At 41.3% G+C, this 17,636-nt stretch carries 17 protein-coding genes; 7 read left to right on the forward strand and 10 right to left on the reverse strand.

The genetic code is table 11. The features are described 5' to 3' along the window. Positions 1–570: a hypothetical protein gene (locus ABOO_RS04040; RefSeq protein ID WP_236614072.1), complete on the reverse strand. Its 570-nt coding sequence runs from the start codon at positions 568–570 to the stop codon at positions 1–3. A 123-nt stretch (positions 571–693) separates the two neighbouring features. Here ABOO_RS04040 and ABOO_RS04045 point away from each other — a divergent pair, with 123 nt between their 5' ends. The 4 genes from ABOO_RS04045 to fdhF are packed head-to-tail and all read left to right on the forward strand — an operon-like array spanning position 694 to position 5,568. Then, a complete protein-coding gene (locus tag ABOO_RS04045; protein ID WP_008082661.1) occupies positions 694–1,248 on the forward strand; it encodes an NTP transferase domain-containing protein in 555 nt (184 codons plus the stop codon). 20 nt (positions 1,249–1,268) lie between these two features. Next, positions 1,269–1,718 carry an NADH-quinone oxidoreductase subunit NuoE gene (gene nuoE, locus ABOO_RS04050; RefSeq protein WP_008082250.1) on the forward strand — a complete coding sequence of 150 codons (450 nt, stop codon included), beginning with the start codon at positions 1,269–1,271 and terminating at the stop codon, positions 1,716–1,718. Next, positions 1,718–2,932 (forward strand): complex I 51 kDa subunit family protein, encoded by a 1,215-nt coding sequence (locus tag ABOO_RS04055; protein ID WP_008082053.1) that lies wholly within the window; start codon positions 1,718–1,720, stop codon positions 2,930–2,932. Before nuoE ends, ABOO_RS04055 begins: the two co-directional genes overlap by 1 nt. After that, positions 2,929–5,568, forward strand: coding sequence for a formate dehydrogenase subunit alpha (gene fdhF, locus ABOO_RS04060; RefSeq protein WP_012997229.1), 2,640 nt, complete (start codon positions 2,929–2,931; stop codon positions 5,566–5,568). Before ABOO_RS04055 ends, fdhF begins: the two co-directional genes overlap by 4 nt. On the opposite strand, the gene ABOO_RS04065 is transcribed toward fdhF, so the two are convergent. Next, a complete protein-coding gene (locus tag ABOO_RS04065; RefSeq protein WP_008082180.1) occupies positions 5,565–6,761 on the reverse strand; it encodes an amidohydrolase family protein in 1,197 nt (398 codons plus the stop codon). The two genes, fdhF and ABOO_RS04065, sit on opposite strands and share 4 nt — an antisense overlap. 75 nt (positions 6,762–6,836) lie before the next feature. Here ABOO_RS04065 and ABOO_RS04070 point away from each other — a divergent pair, with 75 nt between their 5' ends. Then, positions 6,837–7,619, forward strand: a complete 783-nt coding sequence (locus ABOO_RS04070; RefSeq protein WP_008082141.1) for an MBL fold metallo-hydrolase — start codon at positions 6,837–6,839, stop codon at positions 7,617–7,619. On the opposite strand, the gene ABOO_RS04075 is transcribed toward ABOO_RS04070, so the two are convergent. The 3 genes from ABOO_RS04075 to ABOO_RS04085 are packed head-to-tail and all read right to left on the reverse strand — an operon-like array spanning position 7,612 to position 10,358. After that, on the reverse strand, positions 7,612–7,959 hold the full coding sequence (locus ABOO_RS04075; protein WP_012997230.1) for a DUF3783 domain-containing protein: 348 nt from the start codon (positions 7,957–7,959) through the stop codon (positions 7,612–7,614). The genes ABOO_RS04070 and ABOO_RS04075 overlap by 8 nt on opposite strands. Continuing rightward, complete coding sequence (locus ABOO_RS04080) at positions 7,960–9,813, reverse strand: aldehyde ferredoxin oxidoreductase family protein (protein ID WP_008082273.1); 1,854 nt, start codon at positions 9,811–9,813, stop codon at positions 7,960–7,962. Positions 9,814–9,845: 32 nt separating this feature from the next. After that, entirely contained in the window at positions 9,846–10,358 is a 513-nt protein-coding gene (locus ABOO_RS04085) for a methyltransferase family protein (protein WP_008082739.1), read from the reverse strand. A gap of 73 nt (positions 10,359–10,431) precedes the next feature. On the opposite strand from ABOO_RS04085, the gene ABOO_RS04090 reads away from it, so the two are divergent. After that, positions 10,432–12,204, forward strand: coding sequence for an ATP-dependent DNA ligase (locus ABOO_RS04090; RefSeq protein WP_008082074.1), 1,773 nt, complete (start codon positions 10,432–10,434; stop codon positions 12,202–12,204). Position 12,205: 1 nt separating this feature from the next. Here the strand turns inward: ABOO_RS04090 and ABOO_RS04095 are convergent, their stop codons facing one another. From ABOO_RS04095 to ABOO_RS04115, 5 genes are read right to left on the reverse strand one after another with little or no spacing between them, the layout of a single operon-like run. Then, positions 12,206–13,015 carry an ABC transporter permease gene (locus tag ABOO_RS04095; RefSeq protein ID WP_008082653.1) on the reverse strand — a complete coding sequence of 270 codons (810 nt, stop codon included), beginning with the start codon at positions 13,013–13,015 and terminating at the stop codon, positions 12,206–12,208. Beyond that, entirely contained in the window at positions 13,008–13,925 is a 918-nt protein-coding gene (locus ABOO_RS04100; protein ID WP_008081916.1) for an ABC transporter ATP-binding protein, read from the reverse strand. The genes ABOO_RS04095 and ABOO_RS04100 overlap by 8 nt, the downstream gene beginning before the upstream one ends. Next, positions 13,915–14,382, reverse strand: a complete 468-nt coding sequence (locus tag ABOO_RS04105; RefSeq protein WP_012997231.1) for a hypothetical protein — start codon at positions 14,380–14,382, stop codon at positions 13,915–13,917. Before ABOO_RS04105 ends, ABOO_RS04100 begins: the two co-directional genes overlap by 11 nt. After that, complete coding sequence (locus ABOO_RS04110; RefSeq protein ID WP_012997232.1) at positions 14,372–15,214, reverse strand: DUF1648 domain-containing protein; 843 nt, start codon at positions 15,212–15,214, stop codon at positions 14,372–14,374. The genes ABOO_RS04105 and ABOO_RS04110 overlap by 11 nt, the downstream gene beginning before the upstream one ends. After that, complete coding sequence (locus ABOO_RS04115) at positions 15,211–15,558, reverse strand: PadR family transcriptional regulator (protein ID WP_236614070.1); 348 nt, start codon at positions 15,556–15,558, stop codon at positions 15,211–15,213. Before ABOO_RS04115 ends, ABOO_RS04110 begins: the two co-directional genes overlap by 4 nt. A 140-nt stretch (positions 15,559–15,698) precedes the next feature. Here ABOO_RS04115 and gyrB point away from each other — a divergent pair, with 140 nt between their 5' ends. Continuing rightward, positions 15,699–17,633, forward strand: coding sequence for a DNA topoisomerase (ATP-hydrolyzing) subunit B (gyrB, locus tag ABOO_RS04120; protein WP_012997233.1), 1,935 nt, complete (start codon positions 15,699–15,701; stop codon positions 17,631–17,633). Positions 17,634–17,636 lie beyond the last annotated feature (3 nt).

The raw sequence follows: 17,636 nt of genomic DNA on the forward strand, positions 1-17,636 counted from the left end.
CTAATAATCTAATTTCATCTGGTGATGCTCTTTATTTACAAAACCTTTTAAGTTATAGCCTTCTACAACTAATTCGCTTAGTATTTGCACATAGGCGCCATTATAGTTCTTGGTTGGTATGTAAGCAGAATTGTTGCGGGGCACATTGAATCCTTGAGCTAGTAAAATTTCTAGAGCTTTTTTTCTCTCCTCCCCAACTATTTTCTCCCTATACTGCGGAATTCCAACATTGCATTTTTCTAGTTCTCTCATAAATATAGGCCTATTGAAAAGCTTGTAAAGTGTATATAGAGCTATATCTGGGGCCTCCTCTTCATCTATATCCCTTGCTTTCTTCCCTATAATTTCGTATATTGTCTTCTTTTTATTCTGCTGCACACTGTAAACCTTTGCTGGCTTAATGAATCTCTCTTTAAGAATTCCCATATCAGCCATAGCTAGTAAGTATCCTGTTAAAATGAGTCGATGCTTCTTTACTCCCTTTTTTGCCAGTTCCTTTGATAAATCATTAATGGATCTACCATCCTTGCCCAAGATTTCGATTATCAGGTCCTTCAATGACTTACCCACAATCTCCTTCTCCATGAAAATCTAAGGTGTGATTTGCAACACTCTATAAATAGCTTTTGTTTTTTTATTTAATATTTTCATTAAAAACCGACATGCTTTATATTCTGAATTCCATTTAACCCTGTGAGGGCCTATGTACTTGTAGGAAAATCATCACGCTTGCCTAAAAAGCATCTTATTGAAGTTATTCCAGGAAAAAGATTGATAGATTTGGTAGTTGAAAATTTGCAAAGTATTGGGTTTGAAGTAGTTATTTACTCAAAGATCTCCTTAGATGTTAATGTTCCTGTTATTAAGGATAGAACTTCTTGGATTCTTGAATCGGTGTGCTCATTATTCGATTTTGACAACGAATTTTTGGTATTTGGCGGAGATATGCCTTTAGTGAGGAGAGAGGCTATTATTATGCTTTTTGAGCAGTGGGACGGAGAGAATGGTATGGTGCCAAGGTGGAGTGATACAGGATATTTGGAGCCATTGCATTCAATTTACACTAAGAGAATGCTTCCTTGCCTGTGCAGCGCAAAAAGCTTGACTAAGGGGATTGAAAAATGCTCTGCGGTAAAATTTGTGCCCGCTGAAAAAATGCCTAAAGAAACATTTTTCAATGTCAATACCAATGAAGATTTGGAAAAATTAAGAAGTATGATTTCTCATCTATTCGCAAAAGATAAATAATTTCGTTTCCATCTCTTTCTATGGAAGAAAAAGTGCTTCAGATAATTAATAAGCATAAAAATAAAGATTCAAAGCTTTTGGCAATTCTCCACGACGTGCAGGACGAATTCGGCTACATTCCCGAAGAGGCGATAAAAACGATTGCGAAAGAGTTAGGCATGAAGAAGGGCGAAGTTTACGATGCGGCTTCATTTTATTCATTTTTCAGATTCAAACCCGAGGGTAAGCACGAGGTGATGATTTGCGACTGCATAGTTTGCCACATCAAAGGCTCGGAAAGAATTATTGAAAGAATTGAAAAAGAGTTCGGGGTGAAGATGGGCGAGACCACAAAAGATGGAAAATTCACATTCAAAATCGTCGAAGGTCTCGGACATTGTGAGCACTCGCCTGTGATGATGATAGACGGAAAAATTTACGGGGATTTAACACCCGATAAGGTGGTGGAAATTTTGAGGGGGTGCCAGTGATGCTTCTTCTCAAAGACGCGAGCAATGTGGAAGATTACCTCGCGCAAGGTGGTTTCAAGGCGCTCCGCAAGGCATTGGAATACGGGCAAGATGAAATAATAAGCGAGGTGGAAACCTCTGGGCTTTTGGGGCGCGGAGGAGCAGCTTTCCCTACTGGGCTGAAGATGAAATTCGTTAGAAAAGAGAGAAAGACTCCGAAGTACATCGTGGCCAATGCGGACGAGGGAGAGCCAGGAACGTTCAAAGATAGAGTGCTCATGGAAAGAAACCCGTACCAGATATTGGAAGGGATGATAATCTCCGCTTATGCCATAGGTGCCAAGAAGGGATTTTTCTACATTCGCTACGAATATAAGGAGATCGCAAAGGACATAGAGAGAAAAATAGAGGAATTGCGAAGACTCGGAATATTGGGCCCGAATATATACGGCTCAAAATTCTCATTCGACATCGAACTCGTTGTCGGGGCGGGAGCATATGTTTGCGGTGAAGAAACGGCGCTGATGGAGAGCATCGAGGGAAAGAGGGGGTACCCGAGAATAAAGCCGCCATACCCGGCGCAGTACGGGCTGTGGGGGAAGCCGACGCTAATCAATAATGTGGAGACTCTCGCGAATGTTCCCCTTGTGATGAGCATGGGTGGAGCGAACTACAGCAAATTGGGAAAGGAGGGCTGCACAGGGCCCAAGCTATTCAGCGTGAGCGGGTTCGTGAAGAATCCGGGGGTTTACGAGGCGAATTTGGGGGAGAAAACTATTGGAGAGATGATCGAGCTCGCCGGGGGAGTTGTGGGAAAATTCAAAGGAGTTATGCTGGGTGGCGGAGCCGCGGGATTTATACTCACCGAAGAGTACTTAGACATGCCTCTTTGCTTTAAAGATGCAAAAGAGCGCGGCTTATTTTTAGGCACAGGAGATATAATCGTTTTCAACGAATCCGTAAATATTTGGGATATCCTGCTCAACATTGCGAAATTCTTCGAGCACGAGTCCTGCGGGCAGTGCTTCCCCTGCCGGTACGGAACCAAGAGGATGAGGGAAATAATCGAAAAAATTGTTCGCGGTGATGGAAGAAAAGAGGATATTGAAAAATTGAACGCCACTGCAAAGGCGATGAAAATAGCCTCGTTATGTCCTCTGGGCACGAGCGCGATGCTCGCCTACGAATCTGCAATGAAGAATTTCCGCGAGGAGCTCATGGGGGTGATTCAATGATTGTAACGATTAATGGGAAAAGGGTTGAAGTGGAGGAAGGGAAGACAATCCTTCAGGTTGCGAGGGAAAACGGCATCGATATTCCCGCGCTTTGCATACTTATGGACGAAAAGCCTATAGGCTCCTGCGGGCTGTGCGTGGTGAGCATAAGAAATGGTGGAAGAGAATATCACGCGAGGGCATGCACTACTAAAATTGCTGAGGGAATGGAAATAGAAACGCACACTCCCGAGGTGGAAGACGCGAGGAGAACGATTTTGGAGATGCTTGCTGAGGAGCACGGCGAGATTGGGGGCGAGGCTAAGGAATTGTTTTCGAAGTATGGAATAGAAATAAAAAGCGATGAAAAGAGAGAGGCGCCGGATCTCGTGGACAATCCATTTATTTCATTCAATCCCAATGCCTGCGTTTCCTGTTTCCGTTGCGTGCAGGCCTGCTCGCTGGTGAAGGAGAACCACGTGCTAGTTAGAGAAGGTCGAGGTGCAGAAACGAGAATAGTGGCCGGGATAAACGAAGCTCTCAAGGATGCTGGCTGTGCGTTCTGCGGTGCGTGCGTGGACGCGTGCCCCACCGGTGCGCTCATGGATTTAACCACAAGGGAGGAAGAAACGAAGAAAATCACCTCGATTTGTCCGTACTGCGGCGTGGGGTGCGCCATTGATTACTATGTTTCGGGCAATGAAATAATCTACGCGAAGGGCTCGCCCAACGGGGTGAACAAAGGGGACGACTGCATTAAAGGTCGCTACGGATGGCAATTTGTGCACAGCGAAGAACGATTGAAGAAACCTCTAATAAAGAGAAATGGAAAGTTTGAGGAAGTCACATGGGATGAGGCTTTGAACTTTGTTGCCTCTCGCCTGAAAGAAATAAAGGAGAAATACGGCGCTGAGAGCATAGCTGGCTTATCATCTGCGAAATGCACCAACGAGGAAAATTACCTCTTTCAGAAGTTCATGCGCATCGTGGTGGGCACGAACAACGTTGACCACTGCGCGAGGCTATGTCATGCTTCCACCGTGGTCGGATTATTCAAAGTATTTGGCAGCGGAGCAATGACCAACAGTCTGGAAGATTTGGAGAACGATGCCGAGCTATATTTCGTGATTGGCTCAAATACTACACATGCGCATCCGGTAATAGGTACGATGATTAAAAGATCGGTTAAAGGAAGAGGAGCGAAATTAATAGTTGCGGACCCCCGGGATATCGAGCTTGCGGAGTACTCCGATATTCACATGAGGCAGCGCCCGGGCACCGATGTTGCTTTGATTAACGGGATGATGAATGTCATAGTCTCTCACGGTCTGGAGGATAGAGAATTTGTAGAGAACAGAACGGAGGGATACGAAAAATTAAAGGAAATCGTTAAGAAATATACGCCGGAGTACGTGGAGAAGCTCACCGGTGTGCCGAAAGAAGATATAATAAAAGCGGCGGTTCTGTATGCGACCCATAGATCAGCAATAATTTACGCAATGGGGATAACGCAGCACACATCAGGCACGGGAAATGTCGCCTCTCTCGCGAACCTCGCGCTTCTAACTGGCAATGTTGGAAAGAGAGGTACTGGGGTGAATCCTCTTCGCGGCCAGAACAACGTGCAGGGCGCTGGGGACATGGGCGCTTTGCCCAACGTACTCCCGGGGTATGCGAAATTAGGGACGAGAAAAGCGAGGGAAATAGAAAAAATATGGGGTGGAAAAATACCTGAAAAAGATGGGTTAACCGTTGTTGAGATGATGCATGCCGCTTCTAAAGGAGTGATAAAGGCAATGTACATAATGGGCGAGAACCCGGCGGTGAGCGATCCAGACCAGAAGCATGTTATTCAGGGGCTAAAGAATCTTGAGTTCCTCGTAGTTCAGGATTTATTCATGAGTGAAACCGCACAACTCGCAGATGTAATTCTTCCAGCAGCTTCTTCTCTCGAGAAGGAAGGTACATTCACAAACACGGAGCGCAGGGTGCAATTGCTTCATCGCATCGTTGAGCCAGTAGGGAAGGCAAAGCCGGATTGGTGGATAATTCAGGAAATAGCCAAAAGGATGGGTGCAGATTGGAATTATGAAAATCCGAAGGATATATTCGAAGAAATAAGGAAAGTTGTTCCGCAATATTCCGGCATAACATACGAGAGAATAGAAAAATTCGGTTTGCAGTGGCCGTGCCCTGATAAAAATCACGAGGGCACAAAGATTCTGCACGAGGATATCTTCCCGACTCCAAACGGATTGGCCAGGTTCTCTCCTTACGAGTACAAGCCGCCAGCGGAAGAGCCTGACGAGGAGTACCCGTTCGTTCTCACTACAGGGCGCACTTATGAGCACTTCCACACGGGCACGCTAACGAGAAAAATAGATGGGTTCAATGAGTTAATTCCCGAAGCATTCGTCGAAATACACCCCGAGGATGCGGATAATTTGGGCGTGGAAGATGGAGATTGCATCGAAGTGGAATCCAGGAGAGGAAAGATAAAGGTGAAGGCAAAAATAGCGAGGATAAAGAAAGGCGTTGTTTTCATTCCTTTCCATTTCGCGGAGAGCGCTGCGAATGTCCTTACCATAGATTCCTTAGACCCAGAGGCGAAGATACCGGAACTGAAGGTTGCTGCTGTCCGTTTGAAGAAATGTTAAATCACTATCTTTCCGTTTACTATTGTATGCTCTACATTCAATCCAGTTAGCGAGTACACAATGTTTGATACTATTGTATTCTTTCTTAAAGGTAATCCATTTGGCGCTGGATTTAAAATGACCAAATCCGCAAGTCTCCCCTCTTCTATACTTCCTGCATTCAATTCCAAAGCTTTGGCCGCGTTAATAGTTGCAAAATCAAGAATCTCTTGCGCATTAGTTATGGATGCATCCCATCTCTCATTCTTGTGCAACAAAGCGGCAAATTTCATAGCTTCAAACATATCAAGGTTGTTATTACTCACCGTGCTATCCGTGCCCAAAGTTACCAGAATCCCATTATCTAACATTTCAGGCAGGGGCATTGAGCCCCCGTTTCCAAGTTTCATATTACTTGTTGGATTATGAGAAGCTTTAACCCCATTTTTTGCCAAAATTTTAATTTCGTGGAGAGTTAGCCAAACAAGATGTGCTGCTATAAGTTTAGAATTTAAGAACTCTATCTTTTCTAACCATTCTACAGGTCTCATTCCTGTCCTTTTTCTATGCTCATACACTTCTTTTCTTGTCTCTGAGATATGCATAGTTATAAGCGTGTCATATTTCTCCGCAATTTCCTTTGCCTTAAGCAGTGTTTCTTCGTTGCAAGTATACACTGCATGAGGCGCAATTAAAGGGGTTATTAATTCCTCGTTTCTAAATTCTTTAATGAAATTTTCAGCGTTGTTAAGAGGATTTCCCTCCTGAGTGGTTATATCTTCATCAACCACAGCCCATCCCAAAAATGCCCTTATCCCCAATTCTTTTGCTGCTTTTGCAATGGCATCCTCATCGCTATACATGTCTACAAAAGCTGTGGTTCCGGTGCGAAGCATCTCTTTTATTCCCAATTTTGCACCTTTGTAAATCTCTTCCCTGCCTCTTTTTGCCTCCTCTTTCCACATTTTCATCAAAAATTCTTCAAGATTTACATCATCAGCCATGCCCCTCATATCCGTCATTCCCACATGGGTGTGAGTGTTTATCAATCCGGGCATTACTATCTTTCCACTTGCATTTAAAACATACTCTGCTTCCTCATTTACATCTCCAATTTCCACTATTTTACTCTCCTCAATATAAATATTTCCTTGTAGAATCTCTCTTTTTTCGTTCTGAGTTACAATCCATGCATTTTTTATCAGAATGCTCATAGCTAAGTAATCGCTCTTGGATATAAAAATTTAATTAAGCCAAAGATTATATGAGAGAAAGGTATTAGCATTGCAGTGACGAGGATAACATTCTTAGGAAGTGGCGGGGGGAGATTCACCACAATTTATCAAATTCGAGCCACAGGAGGCGTCTACATAGAGGATGTTCTTAACATACACATAGATCCCGGCCCTGGAGCTTTAGTTCAAATGCACAGGTTTAAGGTAAATCCAACCAAAACTGATGTAATTGCAATCTCTCATGCGCATACTGACCATTATACAGATGCAGAGGTTCTGGTAGAAGCCATAACAAATGGGGGTACAAAGAAAAAGGGATTGCTTGTTGGATCAAAGAGTGTGCTTGAAGGATATGATGAGTTTGATCCCGTTATTTCAAAGTATCACAGAGGCCTAGTTGATAAAGTTGCAGTTCTCTCTCCCGGAAATGTGGTGCGCTACAAGGGAATTAAGATAAGAGCAACAAAATCCTATCATAATGATCCAACAACGATCGGGTTCAGAATTGAGACGTCCCAAGGTGTAATTTCTTATTTGGCGGACACGGATTACAATGATTCTTTAATAGGTGCTCATAGAAATGCTAGGGTGTTAATTCTTCCAGTAACAAGGCCCTTGGGAGCCAAGATACCCTATCATTTGAGTACAAAAGAAGCTGCAAAAATAGTGAAAGGTATTGAGCCAGAAATTGCTATATTGACACATTTTGGACTTAAGATGATTGAAGAAAATCCAGAGTTTCAAGCTGACTGGATCTGGAAAGAAACAGGAATAAGGACAATAGCCGCGGATGACGGGATGGTCGTAGAAATAAATAAGAAAATAGAGATTATTTAGCTCTCTTTTCTCTAAAGTATCTGTCTTCCTCCAGAAGTTCCTCCATTAAGTTGCCTATCTTCCATTTTAATGATGTTGGAGTTGATGTTGCAAATATAATATGCGCATTTATCTTCTTTCTTATATTATTTATAATCTTGCTCAGTTCTTCCTTGGGTATATCGTGCATAATCACTATCCTCTGGCTTCCTAGTACCTGGTAATTTTCAGGGTGTTTTCTCTCCCTTATTATATTCTCCAGCACTTTATCTTCCATCTCTGCCGATACAGGTATTGTATCTGCATACATCTCTCTTACTCTTTCCACTTCGTCTTCTGGAAAGCCAATTAGTAGCAGCATTTATCTCACTCTCTCCTTTACCACGACTATTGCTCTATGGGCATCTTCTAAGAACTCCCTTAAATCCAGATCTTCAAGGGTATTTGTCATAGGTACTCCGTACTCTTCATGCCAGCCCCTTAGCTTGTAAAAATACCTCCTTGCTTCTAGGAAATCTTCGTAGTTTATGAAGGCAGCATTATCCTTTGCAGGACCCTCTTTCTCTTTCTCCCACCATCTTGGCGGAATGGTATCCTCCTCAGGTGGATTCAAGGAACCGAGGACATTGTATATTCTTGCTATTGTTTCTATTCTCTTACCCAAAATATCGAGAGTATCTGCGTTCTCTCCTGTGATTGCTTTATAAAATTTCTTCAAATCTTCTAGTTTGTAAGGTAAGAATTTACACACCCCCAAGGAGTCAAATAAAGCATCTTTATCCCTGCTCTCTATTAGGGATGGCACGAGCTCCTTAGCAGGTCCGTCATTGGGCAAAGAATGTGGGTGAGGCCAGCCGCGGAGATGAGAGGCTCCAATATCAGCAGTAGCGTAGCTAAGGGCATAAGTTCTTCTACCTCTAGGATCCCAAGCTGGAGATTCTAGTCCCTTAACTTGAACTGCAAATTCAGCACCTCTTCCCAAAATCTCACTTGCCCTCTTCACTCCTTCTGCTAAAATTGCTCCTATTCCTTCTCTCTCAGACATCATTCTCAATAGCTTTTCCTCCGCGCTCACATCACCGAAGCCACTGATCTCAAAGCCCATTTCATATTTGTTGATTAATCCTTTTTCAACCATTTCAAAGAACCATCCTATGATCTCCCCTGCTGCTATAGAATCCATGCCCAAATCGTTGGTGAGATGTATGAAGTATGCCACTGCTGGAAAATCAAAAACTCCCGTGCAAGCACCTAACATCGCAATGCTCTCGTACTCGGGCTTTACGAAAAGCTCTTTGCCCTTGTAGTTTACCTTTACATACCTTGCGCACTTAACCGGGCAAGATTTGCCATGTATGTACTCTTCTGGTTCAACTTCATATTTCTTTATCTCCTCGCCGCTTAATTTCATCGCAAGCTCCCTTGGGATGTATGGCTTTTGGAAATTGTACGATGGAGACATTCCACTGAAAGAGGAAGATATTAAGCCATTGGTAGTGCCGTATTCCCTTATGTCCTTTAATCTTTCAGATTTGGCATATTCTTCGTAATACATCTCTTTCATTTTATCCAATTCTTTCTTATCTGCGATGTTTATGGATGGTTGAGCTCCTCGCACCACAATAGCCTTTAGATTTTTACTTCCCATAACCGCTCCCAAACCACCTCGGCCTGCAGAGCGCTCTTTATCGAACATTATATTTGCAAATCTAACAAGGTTCTCTCCTGCAGGGCCAATCACAGCGATGGCTGCATCCGGATATTTATCCCACAAAACATCTGAAGTTTCATACACTCCCTTTCCCCAGAGCTCTGAGGCATCTTCAATTTTGATTTTATCCTTCTCAACAACTATATAAACTGGCTTGTCGCTCTTTCCTTCAATTATAAGCATGTCAAATCCGGCTTTTTTGAGCATTGGGCCGAATCTGTCTCCAGCATAACTATCGTTTATAAGCCCGCTCTCAGGGGATAAAGCTATGACTGCAACCTTACTGCTTCCGGGTATCAATCCGCTGAATGCTCCTGGAGCGAATATAATTTTGTTGGCACTGCTCAACGGCTTTGTGCCTGGAGGTACTTCCTTATATATGAAATAATAACCAAGACCCTTTCCGCCAACGAATTTTTTTAGAATTCCTTCCCTTATACCTTCATATTCAATCTTACCATCTCTCAGATTAACTCTGCCAATTTTATTGTTATAACCCATCATTTTGCATCCCGAAGCATTTAATGAGGTATTGATTAAAAAGGTTTCTCTCTAATCGCCTCAATCCCTCTTTTCAAGCAGGAAATGGAAAATGTAAATGGTTTGCGGGATTTTATGAATTCACAGTACTCCTCTCCGAACAATTCCAGAGTTTCTCTCTCTTCAATCGCCATAATGAAGTATAAAGCTGCAAGGGAAATCCAGCCTGCGTATAGAATTGCAATGAGTTTGAGGGTGAGAAAAGATATACCAATTCCGAAGAATATAGAGCCAAATTGAGCGGGGTGTCTCATACAGGAGTAAATTCCTATTCTCACCAGTTTATCTGGCTTCTTTATTCCCCTTTTTATCTCCATATGCCCGTATTTTTTCAAAGTTCTTCCTGCTATGGCGTTTAGGAGCAATCCGTAAATTATAAATGCTATCCCTATGGGGAGCAAAATGTAAGGTAAGAGCCAATGCTCCACTATTTTTGGAGAAAATACTCCCACGGCTATTATGGATGCCCAAGATACGCCCCAGAATGCAAATTTCCAAGCAAAGCTCATAGAGAATGAAATGAATAGATGATAAAGAATTTATCGCTTAATCCTTAAATACAATCTTTGCATAGATGCAAGTATGGAGTACAAGATTATTGCTGAAACTTACAGCAAGATAGAATCCACCACAAAGAGGTTGGAGATGACGGATTATCTTGTTGAACTTTTCCATAATACTCCGGAGGATGTTATTGATAAGGTTATTTATCTCACACAGGGTAAGCTTTATCCTGATTATATGGGTATTGAACTCGGCTTAGCGGAGAAATTGGCGATGAGGGGAATTACGAAGGCAACAGGAATAAAGGAGAAAACCCTTGGCGAGATGCTAAAGAAATATGGTGATCTAGGAAGTGTAGCTGAGGAAGCTATAAAGAAGAAGAGACAGACAACCTTATTTTCATTTGAAGAAGAGAAAAATCTTACTGTGGAGAAAGTTTATGAGAACTTTGAAAAAATTGCCAAAGCGGAGGGGCCGGGCTCACAGGACAGGAAAATACAACTTCTTGCTGAATTGTTGAATTTAGCAAAGCCAATAGAGGCTAAGTACATAGTGCGCACGGTTGAAGGTAAATTGAGATTGGGTATAGCGGATATGACTATTCTTGATGCCCTTTCAATAGCGTATGGGAGAACGAAGGAGTTGAGAAGTCTCGTAGAAAGGACTTACAACATTCATCCTGACCTTGGCTATATTGCAAAAAAATTAGCCAAGGAGGGGATTGATGGAGTTAAAGATATAAAGATTGAACTGGGTATACCCATAAGAGCTATGCTTGCCGAGAGATTACCATCCTTGGAAGAAATCCTTGCGAAGATGGGAGGCAAAGCCGCTTTTGAATACAAGTATGATGGCATGCGTATACAGGGTCATGTAGGAAAGGATAAAGTATGGCTTTATTCCCGAAGATTGGAGAATTTAACATCTCAATTTCCGGATGTTGTAGAGGCCTTGAAAGAAGCATTTCAAGGGAAGGAAGGTATATTTGATGGTGAAGCAGTGCCGGTGGATATACATACGGGAGAATTGCTGCCTTTTCAAGTTGTATCGCATAGAAGGGGAAGAAAATACGAAATAGAGAAGGCTATTGAGGATTATCCAGTCGTGCTTTTCCTCTTTGATATAATTTATCTCGATGGAGAGGACCTGACATCAAAACCTTATCCTGAGAGAAGGAAAATTTTAGAGAGGGTTATAAATCCCACGGAAAGAGTTAAGTTCGCCCACAGAATAGTTTCCTCCGATATTGGTGAGATTAGAGAATTCTTCAACAAAGCCATAGAGGATGGATGTGAGGGGCTGGTAGCAAAGAGCATCGGCAAGGAAAGTATTTATCGTGCTGGAGCTAGAGAATTTCTATGGATTAAATATAAGAGAGATTACAAGGTTGAAATGGGGGACACGGTAGATTTGGTGGTTGTGGGTGCCTTTGCTGGAAAAGGAAAGAGAAAGGGGACATATGGGGCTTTGCTTATGGCAGCTTATAATCCTGAGAAGGATAGGTTTGAAACTGTGTGCAAGCTTGGCTCAGGATTTACGGATGAGCAACTTGCTTACCTACCTCGCAAGTTTGAAGACTTAAAAATTGAAAATAAACATCCTAGAGTGTGGAGCGAAATGGAAGCTGACTACTGGTTCGTTCCCAAAGTTGTGCTTGAAGTTATAGGTGCTGAAATTACCCTGAGCCCTACACATACATGCGCTCGCGATGTTATTGAAAAAGGCACCGGGTTGGCAATAAGATTTCCTAGGTTTACGGGTAGGTGGAGAGATGACAAGAGTCCGGAGGAGGCCACGACAACAAAAGAGCTAATAGAAATGTATAAAAATCAAATAAAGAAAATAAGGTAGGTTATTTCATCTCTTTGTAATGGAAGATAACCGTTGCGAGTATTGAGGAGATTATGAAATAGGCAAGCATTATTGCTATACCCTCGTTTATTGTGGGGTTGAAAATTGTTATAGTAAAATGTGGACCTGCCTGCATAACCTGCTTTGTGGGATAATCGCCTATGTAGTTTCCCTCGAAAACTAAAGTTAGAATGGATGCACCATAGGTAATAGAGTACCATGGCTCAACTCCGGTGAGCATGGATATGCTATCCACTATGTTGAATACGAAAAAGTATATGATTGCCACTAGTACAATGGCAACGGTTCCATTGTTCAATAGTGAGGAAAATAGGTAGGTGAGTGCAAGTAAGCTAAGGAGGAATAGGAAGGATAGGCCAAATGAGTACCATAATGCAATGCTAATCTCCTTGTAATAATAGTACACATCTCCCAACGCAAATGCCCAGTATATAAGCATTACAATAGTTGAGGCCAAAAATGATGCTATGTATTTCCCCCAGAATATTGATTCTCTTCGAATTGGGTTTGGAAGAAGGAAATACCCTGTTTTTGTTTGATACTCTCCAGCAATGGCATCACCGCCAAAGAACAATGCAGCCAGGATGATTAAAAATGATATAGGAGAAACCCAGTTTTTGGCAAATTCATTTACCTCCATATAAGATGGCTCAATATAAAAGTGAATGACCACAATGTATGCTATCACTATGGCAAGTGTTATAAGAATTAGAGTAAGTAACCTTTTAGATCTGATGTAATTTTTAAATTGGTACTTTGATATTATCAGCATCTGGAGAAAATCATTCAATTTTATCACCTCCGATAAGCTTTAGATATGCCTTTTCCAAGGCTAAACCTTCGCTTCTATAACTTGTAATTTTATAGCCCATTTTTAAAAGCGACTTTAAAATTTCATACTGCTCTTCTGCATTGCCAGAGAAATCGATTTGAATCTTATATGGATTTATCTGATTTATTGCCTTTATATACTTAATTTCCTGTATTGGCTTAATATCCTTTACTGGCTCTAGAAATTCAACTACTACTGAGTTAGAAAGGAATTTTGAAGATACATTTTCAATGGTATCGTAGAGAAGAAGAGTTCCCTTGTTAATCATAGCAACTTCATCGCAAACATCGGTGATTTCCGGAAGAAGATGTGATGACATGAATATTAATTTTCCATCTTTTTTCAGGTCTTTAATTATTTCCCTTATTTCTGCCATGCCTTGCGGGTCCATTCCTGTGGTCGGCTCGTCTAAAATCATAATGGAAGGATTTGTCACCAATGCAACAGCCATAGCCAATCTCTGTGTCATCCCTTTGGAGAATTTTTTGACTTTGGTGTTTCTCCATTCATAAAGCCTCACTTTTTTTAGCGCCTCTAGGATGTCCTTTCTTGTTGCTCCTCTAATATCACATAGCATTGAAAGGATCTCCATAGGAATTAAATAAGGATAGAAATTTGGGGTTTCAATAAGTGTTCCCACATCTTTGAGAGCCTTTTTCAACTCTTTTTGAACTGAGTACCCGTTTATGATGGCATCCCCAGATGTAGGTCTTAGCAAATTTGTGAAAATCTTTAGTGTTGTGGTTTTTCCTGCTCCATTTGGACCAAGATATCCAACACATTTTCCACCTTCAACTCTCAAATTCAAATTCCGAAGAGCGTAGAAATTTCCGTATTTCTTGCTTAAATTTATGGCTTCAAGATACATCTTTTCTCCTCCTTCTAATCAAAAGCCATCCACCAATACCTCCAAATATTAATCCGGTTAAGCATATACCACCACTTGCTGTGAGCTGTGCACTTAGGGACATCATAGCTTTCTCGGATTTTAAGGTTAATGCAACTACCGTAGCGTTCTCCTCCATATTTTTTATTGTGAGGGTGTATGTGCCGTTTAAATGCCCCAATTTTTTAATAATTTGATTTGATACATTTCCTTCCGCTATGATTCCACTAGAATTCCTAAAGGCGTAGTATATTTTTCGGGATGTGTGCATTGTTAATGTGTAATTTCCATAAGTCAAGTTATAGGTTATGTTTTTCTCTCCATTTCCAGGTATACTTAGTGTCTCAACGCCCATGTGAGATACACTTATCGCGTATATGCCTGTGGACGCAAGGATTAATATAATACCTATAACAATCAATGTTTTTTCACGCCGCATTTTTCACACCTCTCTCCTTTTTCCATCTGTATATGATATATCCTATAGGCACAAATGCCGCTATGAATGTCAAAATCAAAAAGTATGTGGTTGCAATGTATCCTTCAAATGCTCCCGATATGTTGTAGAAATAAATCCATAGAAAAGTGGCCATTAAGATAAAGAACACTATATTCAAACTAAGTATTGTTGCCTTGAATACTGTATCCTTTCCTATCCTCATAACTCCAGAATGAAGAGCCACAGGATATTTCTTTCCCGCGTATATTATGAAGTATAAGAGTGCAAGATATACCCCAGCTAAAATTATGTAAGTGGTATAGAAATCGTTCTTGCTTGACCAGCCATTGGGATTTCCAGAAGCATCAAAATGCACTGCCAACCTACTTGGCAATGAGGGATAGGATATCAGCATCATAAGGAGGAGGATTAGGAAAAGTATAATCCCAAGGTATTTCCACACGAATGTGGTTTCTAAAGGTTTAATGGGTTTAACAGGTCCTTTTACTTCAACTCTCTCCTCCTCAAGTTTATGGGACGCATAGATTATCCCGACTATTGAGATTATGAGAAGTGGAACTATTAGGGCTATTATGTAGTATACAATGTTGTTCAGTATTATTATTGGAAAGAGGAACAATGCGTGGATAGCCATAAGAATACCTGCAAATATGTTTGTTTTATTCCATACCTTCCTGCTTGAAAATGAGTATCCTATGCGAAATCCAAAATATGGGTTTGGCCCTATTTTAGGCGCTAAAAATAACACAAGGAGTGCGGATATCAAATATATTACATTGATTATCAAGAGGAACACAGACATCCCATTCATTCTCCCACCTCTAAGATATTTTTTGCAAGTTTTTCAAGGACTCTATAATCATCTATCAACTCTTTCAAAAGCTTCTTTCCTTCATCTGTGAGAGCATAGTATTTTCTTGGAACTCCAGAGCCTGTTGTTGCCCAGAAACTCTTCAAAATTTTGTGCCTATCTAAATAGCGCAGAACAGGATAAACGGTTGCATCCTTCATTTTTATCCTTCCATCACTCTTTCTCTCAATGTATTTTATTATCTCATACCCGTATGTTTTGCCGAGAGCATCCACGCTCTTTAATATGAACAATGTGTACAGGCCAGAACGAAGCTCTCTGTTTACCTTATCTCTTATTCCCATGCTCTCACCTATACCTAACAGCGTTAGGTATATAATCCCTTTATATAAATTTTTCTCTTTGAGTTGCATAAAATCTAAGAGTAGAAGGTGTTTTATATGTTGTATCCATTTCCCATACAACAATTTCAATGGTGGAAAAAATGAGTAAGTATGATGCCAAAGCAATTCAAATTTTGGAAGATGCTCAGGCTGTTCGTAAGAGACCGGGCATGTATATAGGGAGTACGGATGAGCGAGGTTTGCACCACCTGATTTATGAAGTGGTGGATAACAGTATTGATGAAGCCCTAGCAGGATATTGTTCTCGCATAAATGTTATCATTCATAAAGATGGTAGTGTGAGCGTGGAGGATGATGGTCGCGGCATTCCTGTGGATATGCATCCAGAAAAAGGTAAGAGCGCTCTTGAAGTTGTTATGACTGTTTTGCACGCTGGAGCCAAGTTTGATAAAAAAGCATACCGGATAACTGGGGGATTGCACGGAGTTGGTATCCATGTGGTCAATTTTTTATCGGAGTGGTTGAAGGCATATATAAAGAGGGATGGAAAAATATATTTTCAATGGTACGAAAGGGGAAAACCCCAGTGCGATGTGCATGTTGTGGGTAAGATAGAAAATGGAAATTTTGTTTGGATTGAAGATGGGCATGATGAGAAATTCAAGTACTCTCGTGGAACATACATCCGTTTTAAGCCAGATGCAGAGATATTTGAAACCACGGAATTCAAATACAGTATTGTGAAGAAAAAATTGAGAGATTTAGCCTTTCTAAATAGGGGTATTGAGATAACCTTGGAAGATGAGAGATCCGGAAAGAAAGAGGTTTTTAAGTATGATGGAGGCATAGTTGAGTTTGTAAAATTTTTAAATGAAGGATACAATCCTATTCATAGAGATGTTGTTTATGGAAAGGATGAGCAGGATGGTATAATAGTTGAATTTGCTATGCAGTACAATGATAGCACCTCTGAAAATCTATTGGCTTTTGTGAACACTATTCATACAGTAGAAGGTGGCACCCATGTATCTGGATTCAGAAGTGCTTTAACCAAGGTGATCAACGATTTTGCCAAGAGCAGAAATTTGCTTAAGGGTATAGATTCGCTGCAAGGGGAGGATGTACGCGAAGGCCTTACTGCGGTTATTCATGTTAAGCATCCAAATCCTCAGTTTGAAGGGCAAACAAAGGCAAAACTGGGAAATAGTGAGGTAAAGGGCGTTGTATTTTCAATAGTAAATAAGATTTTAAGCACTTATTTTGAAGAGCATCCTGATGTGGCCACGAACATCGTTTCAAAGGCAATTGCGGCGGCAAGAGCCAGGATAGCTGCTAGAAAAGCCAGGGAATTAGCCAGAAGAAAAGGATATCTAGAATCTCTCGACCTGCCAGGTAAACTTGCAGATTGCAGCGAAGAGGATCCCGAGAGAGCTGAATTATTCATAGTGGAAGGTGACTCTGCAGGTGGTTCTGCAAAGCAGGCCAGAGATAGGCATTTCCAGGCAATATTGCCCTTGCGAGGCAAAATATTGAATGTGGAGAAAGCCCGCATAGATAAGGTTTTCAAGAATAATGAAATTCGTGCGTTGATTTCTGCGATAGGCACCGGTGTGCGTGAGGATTTTGATTATTCTAAATTGCGCTATGGAAAGATAATCATAATGACCGATGCTGATGTTGACGGTGCTCATATTCGCACTCTTCTTTTGACCTTCTTTTATCGATATATGCCTGAATTGATTGAAAAGGGTCATATTTACATTGCCCAGGCCCCACTTTATCGTATTCAGAAGGGCAAGAATATTTACTATGTTTACAGCGATGAAGAGAAAGAGGAAAAATTGAGAGAATTGGGAAATGCATCTGTGCAAAGATTCAAAGGTCTGGGTGAGATGAATCCACAACAACTTTGGGACACTACTATGAACCCTGAGACGAGGAGGTTAATAAGGGTTACTATAGAAGATGCTGCGGAGGCAGATAGGCTGTTTTCAATTCTTATGGGTGAGCAGGTTGGGCCTCGTAGGGAATTTATAATTCAGCATGCCAAGGAAGTAATGAATATAGATATATGAGGT

It is taken from the genome of Aciduliprofundum boonei T469, from assembly GCF_000025665.1.
GTDB classification, from domain to species: Archaea; Thermoplasmatota; Thermoplasmata; order Thermoplasmatales; family Aciduliprofundaceae; genus Aciduliprofundum; species Aciduliprofundum boonei.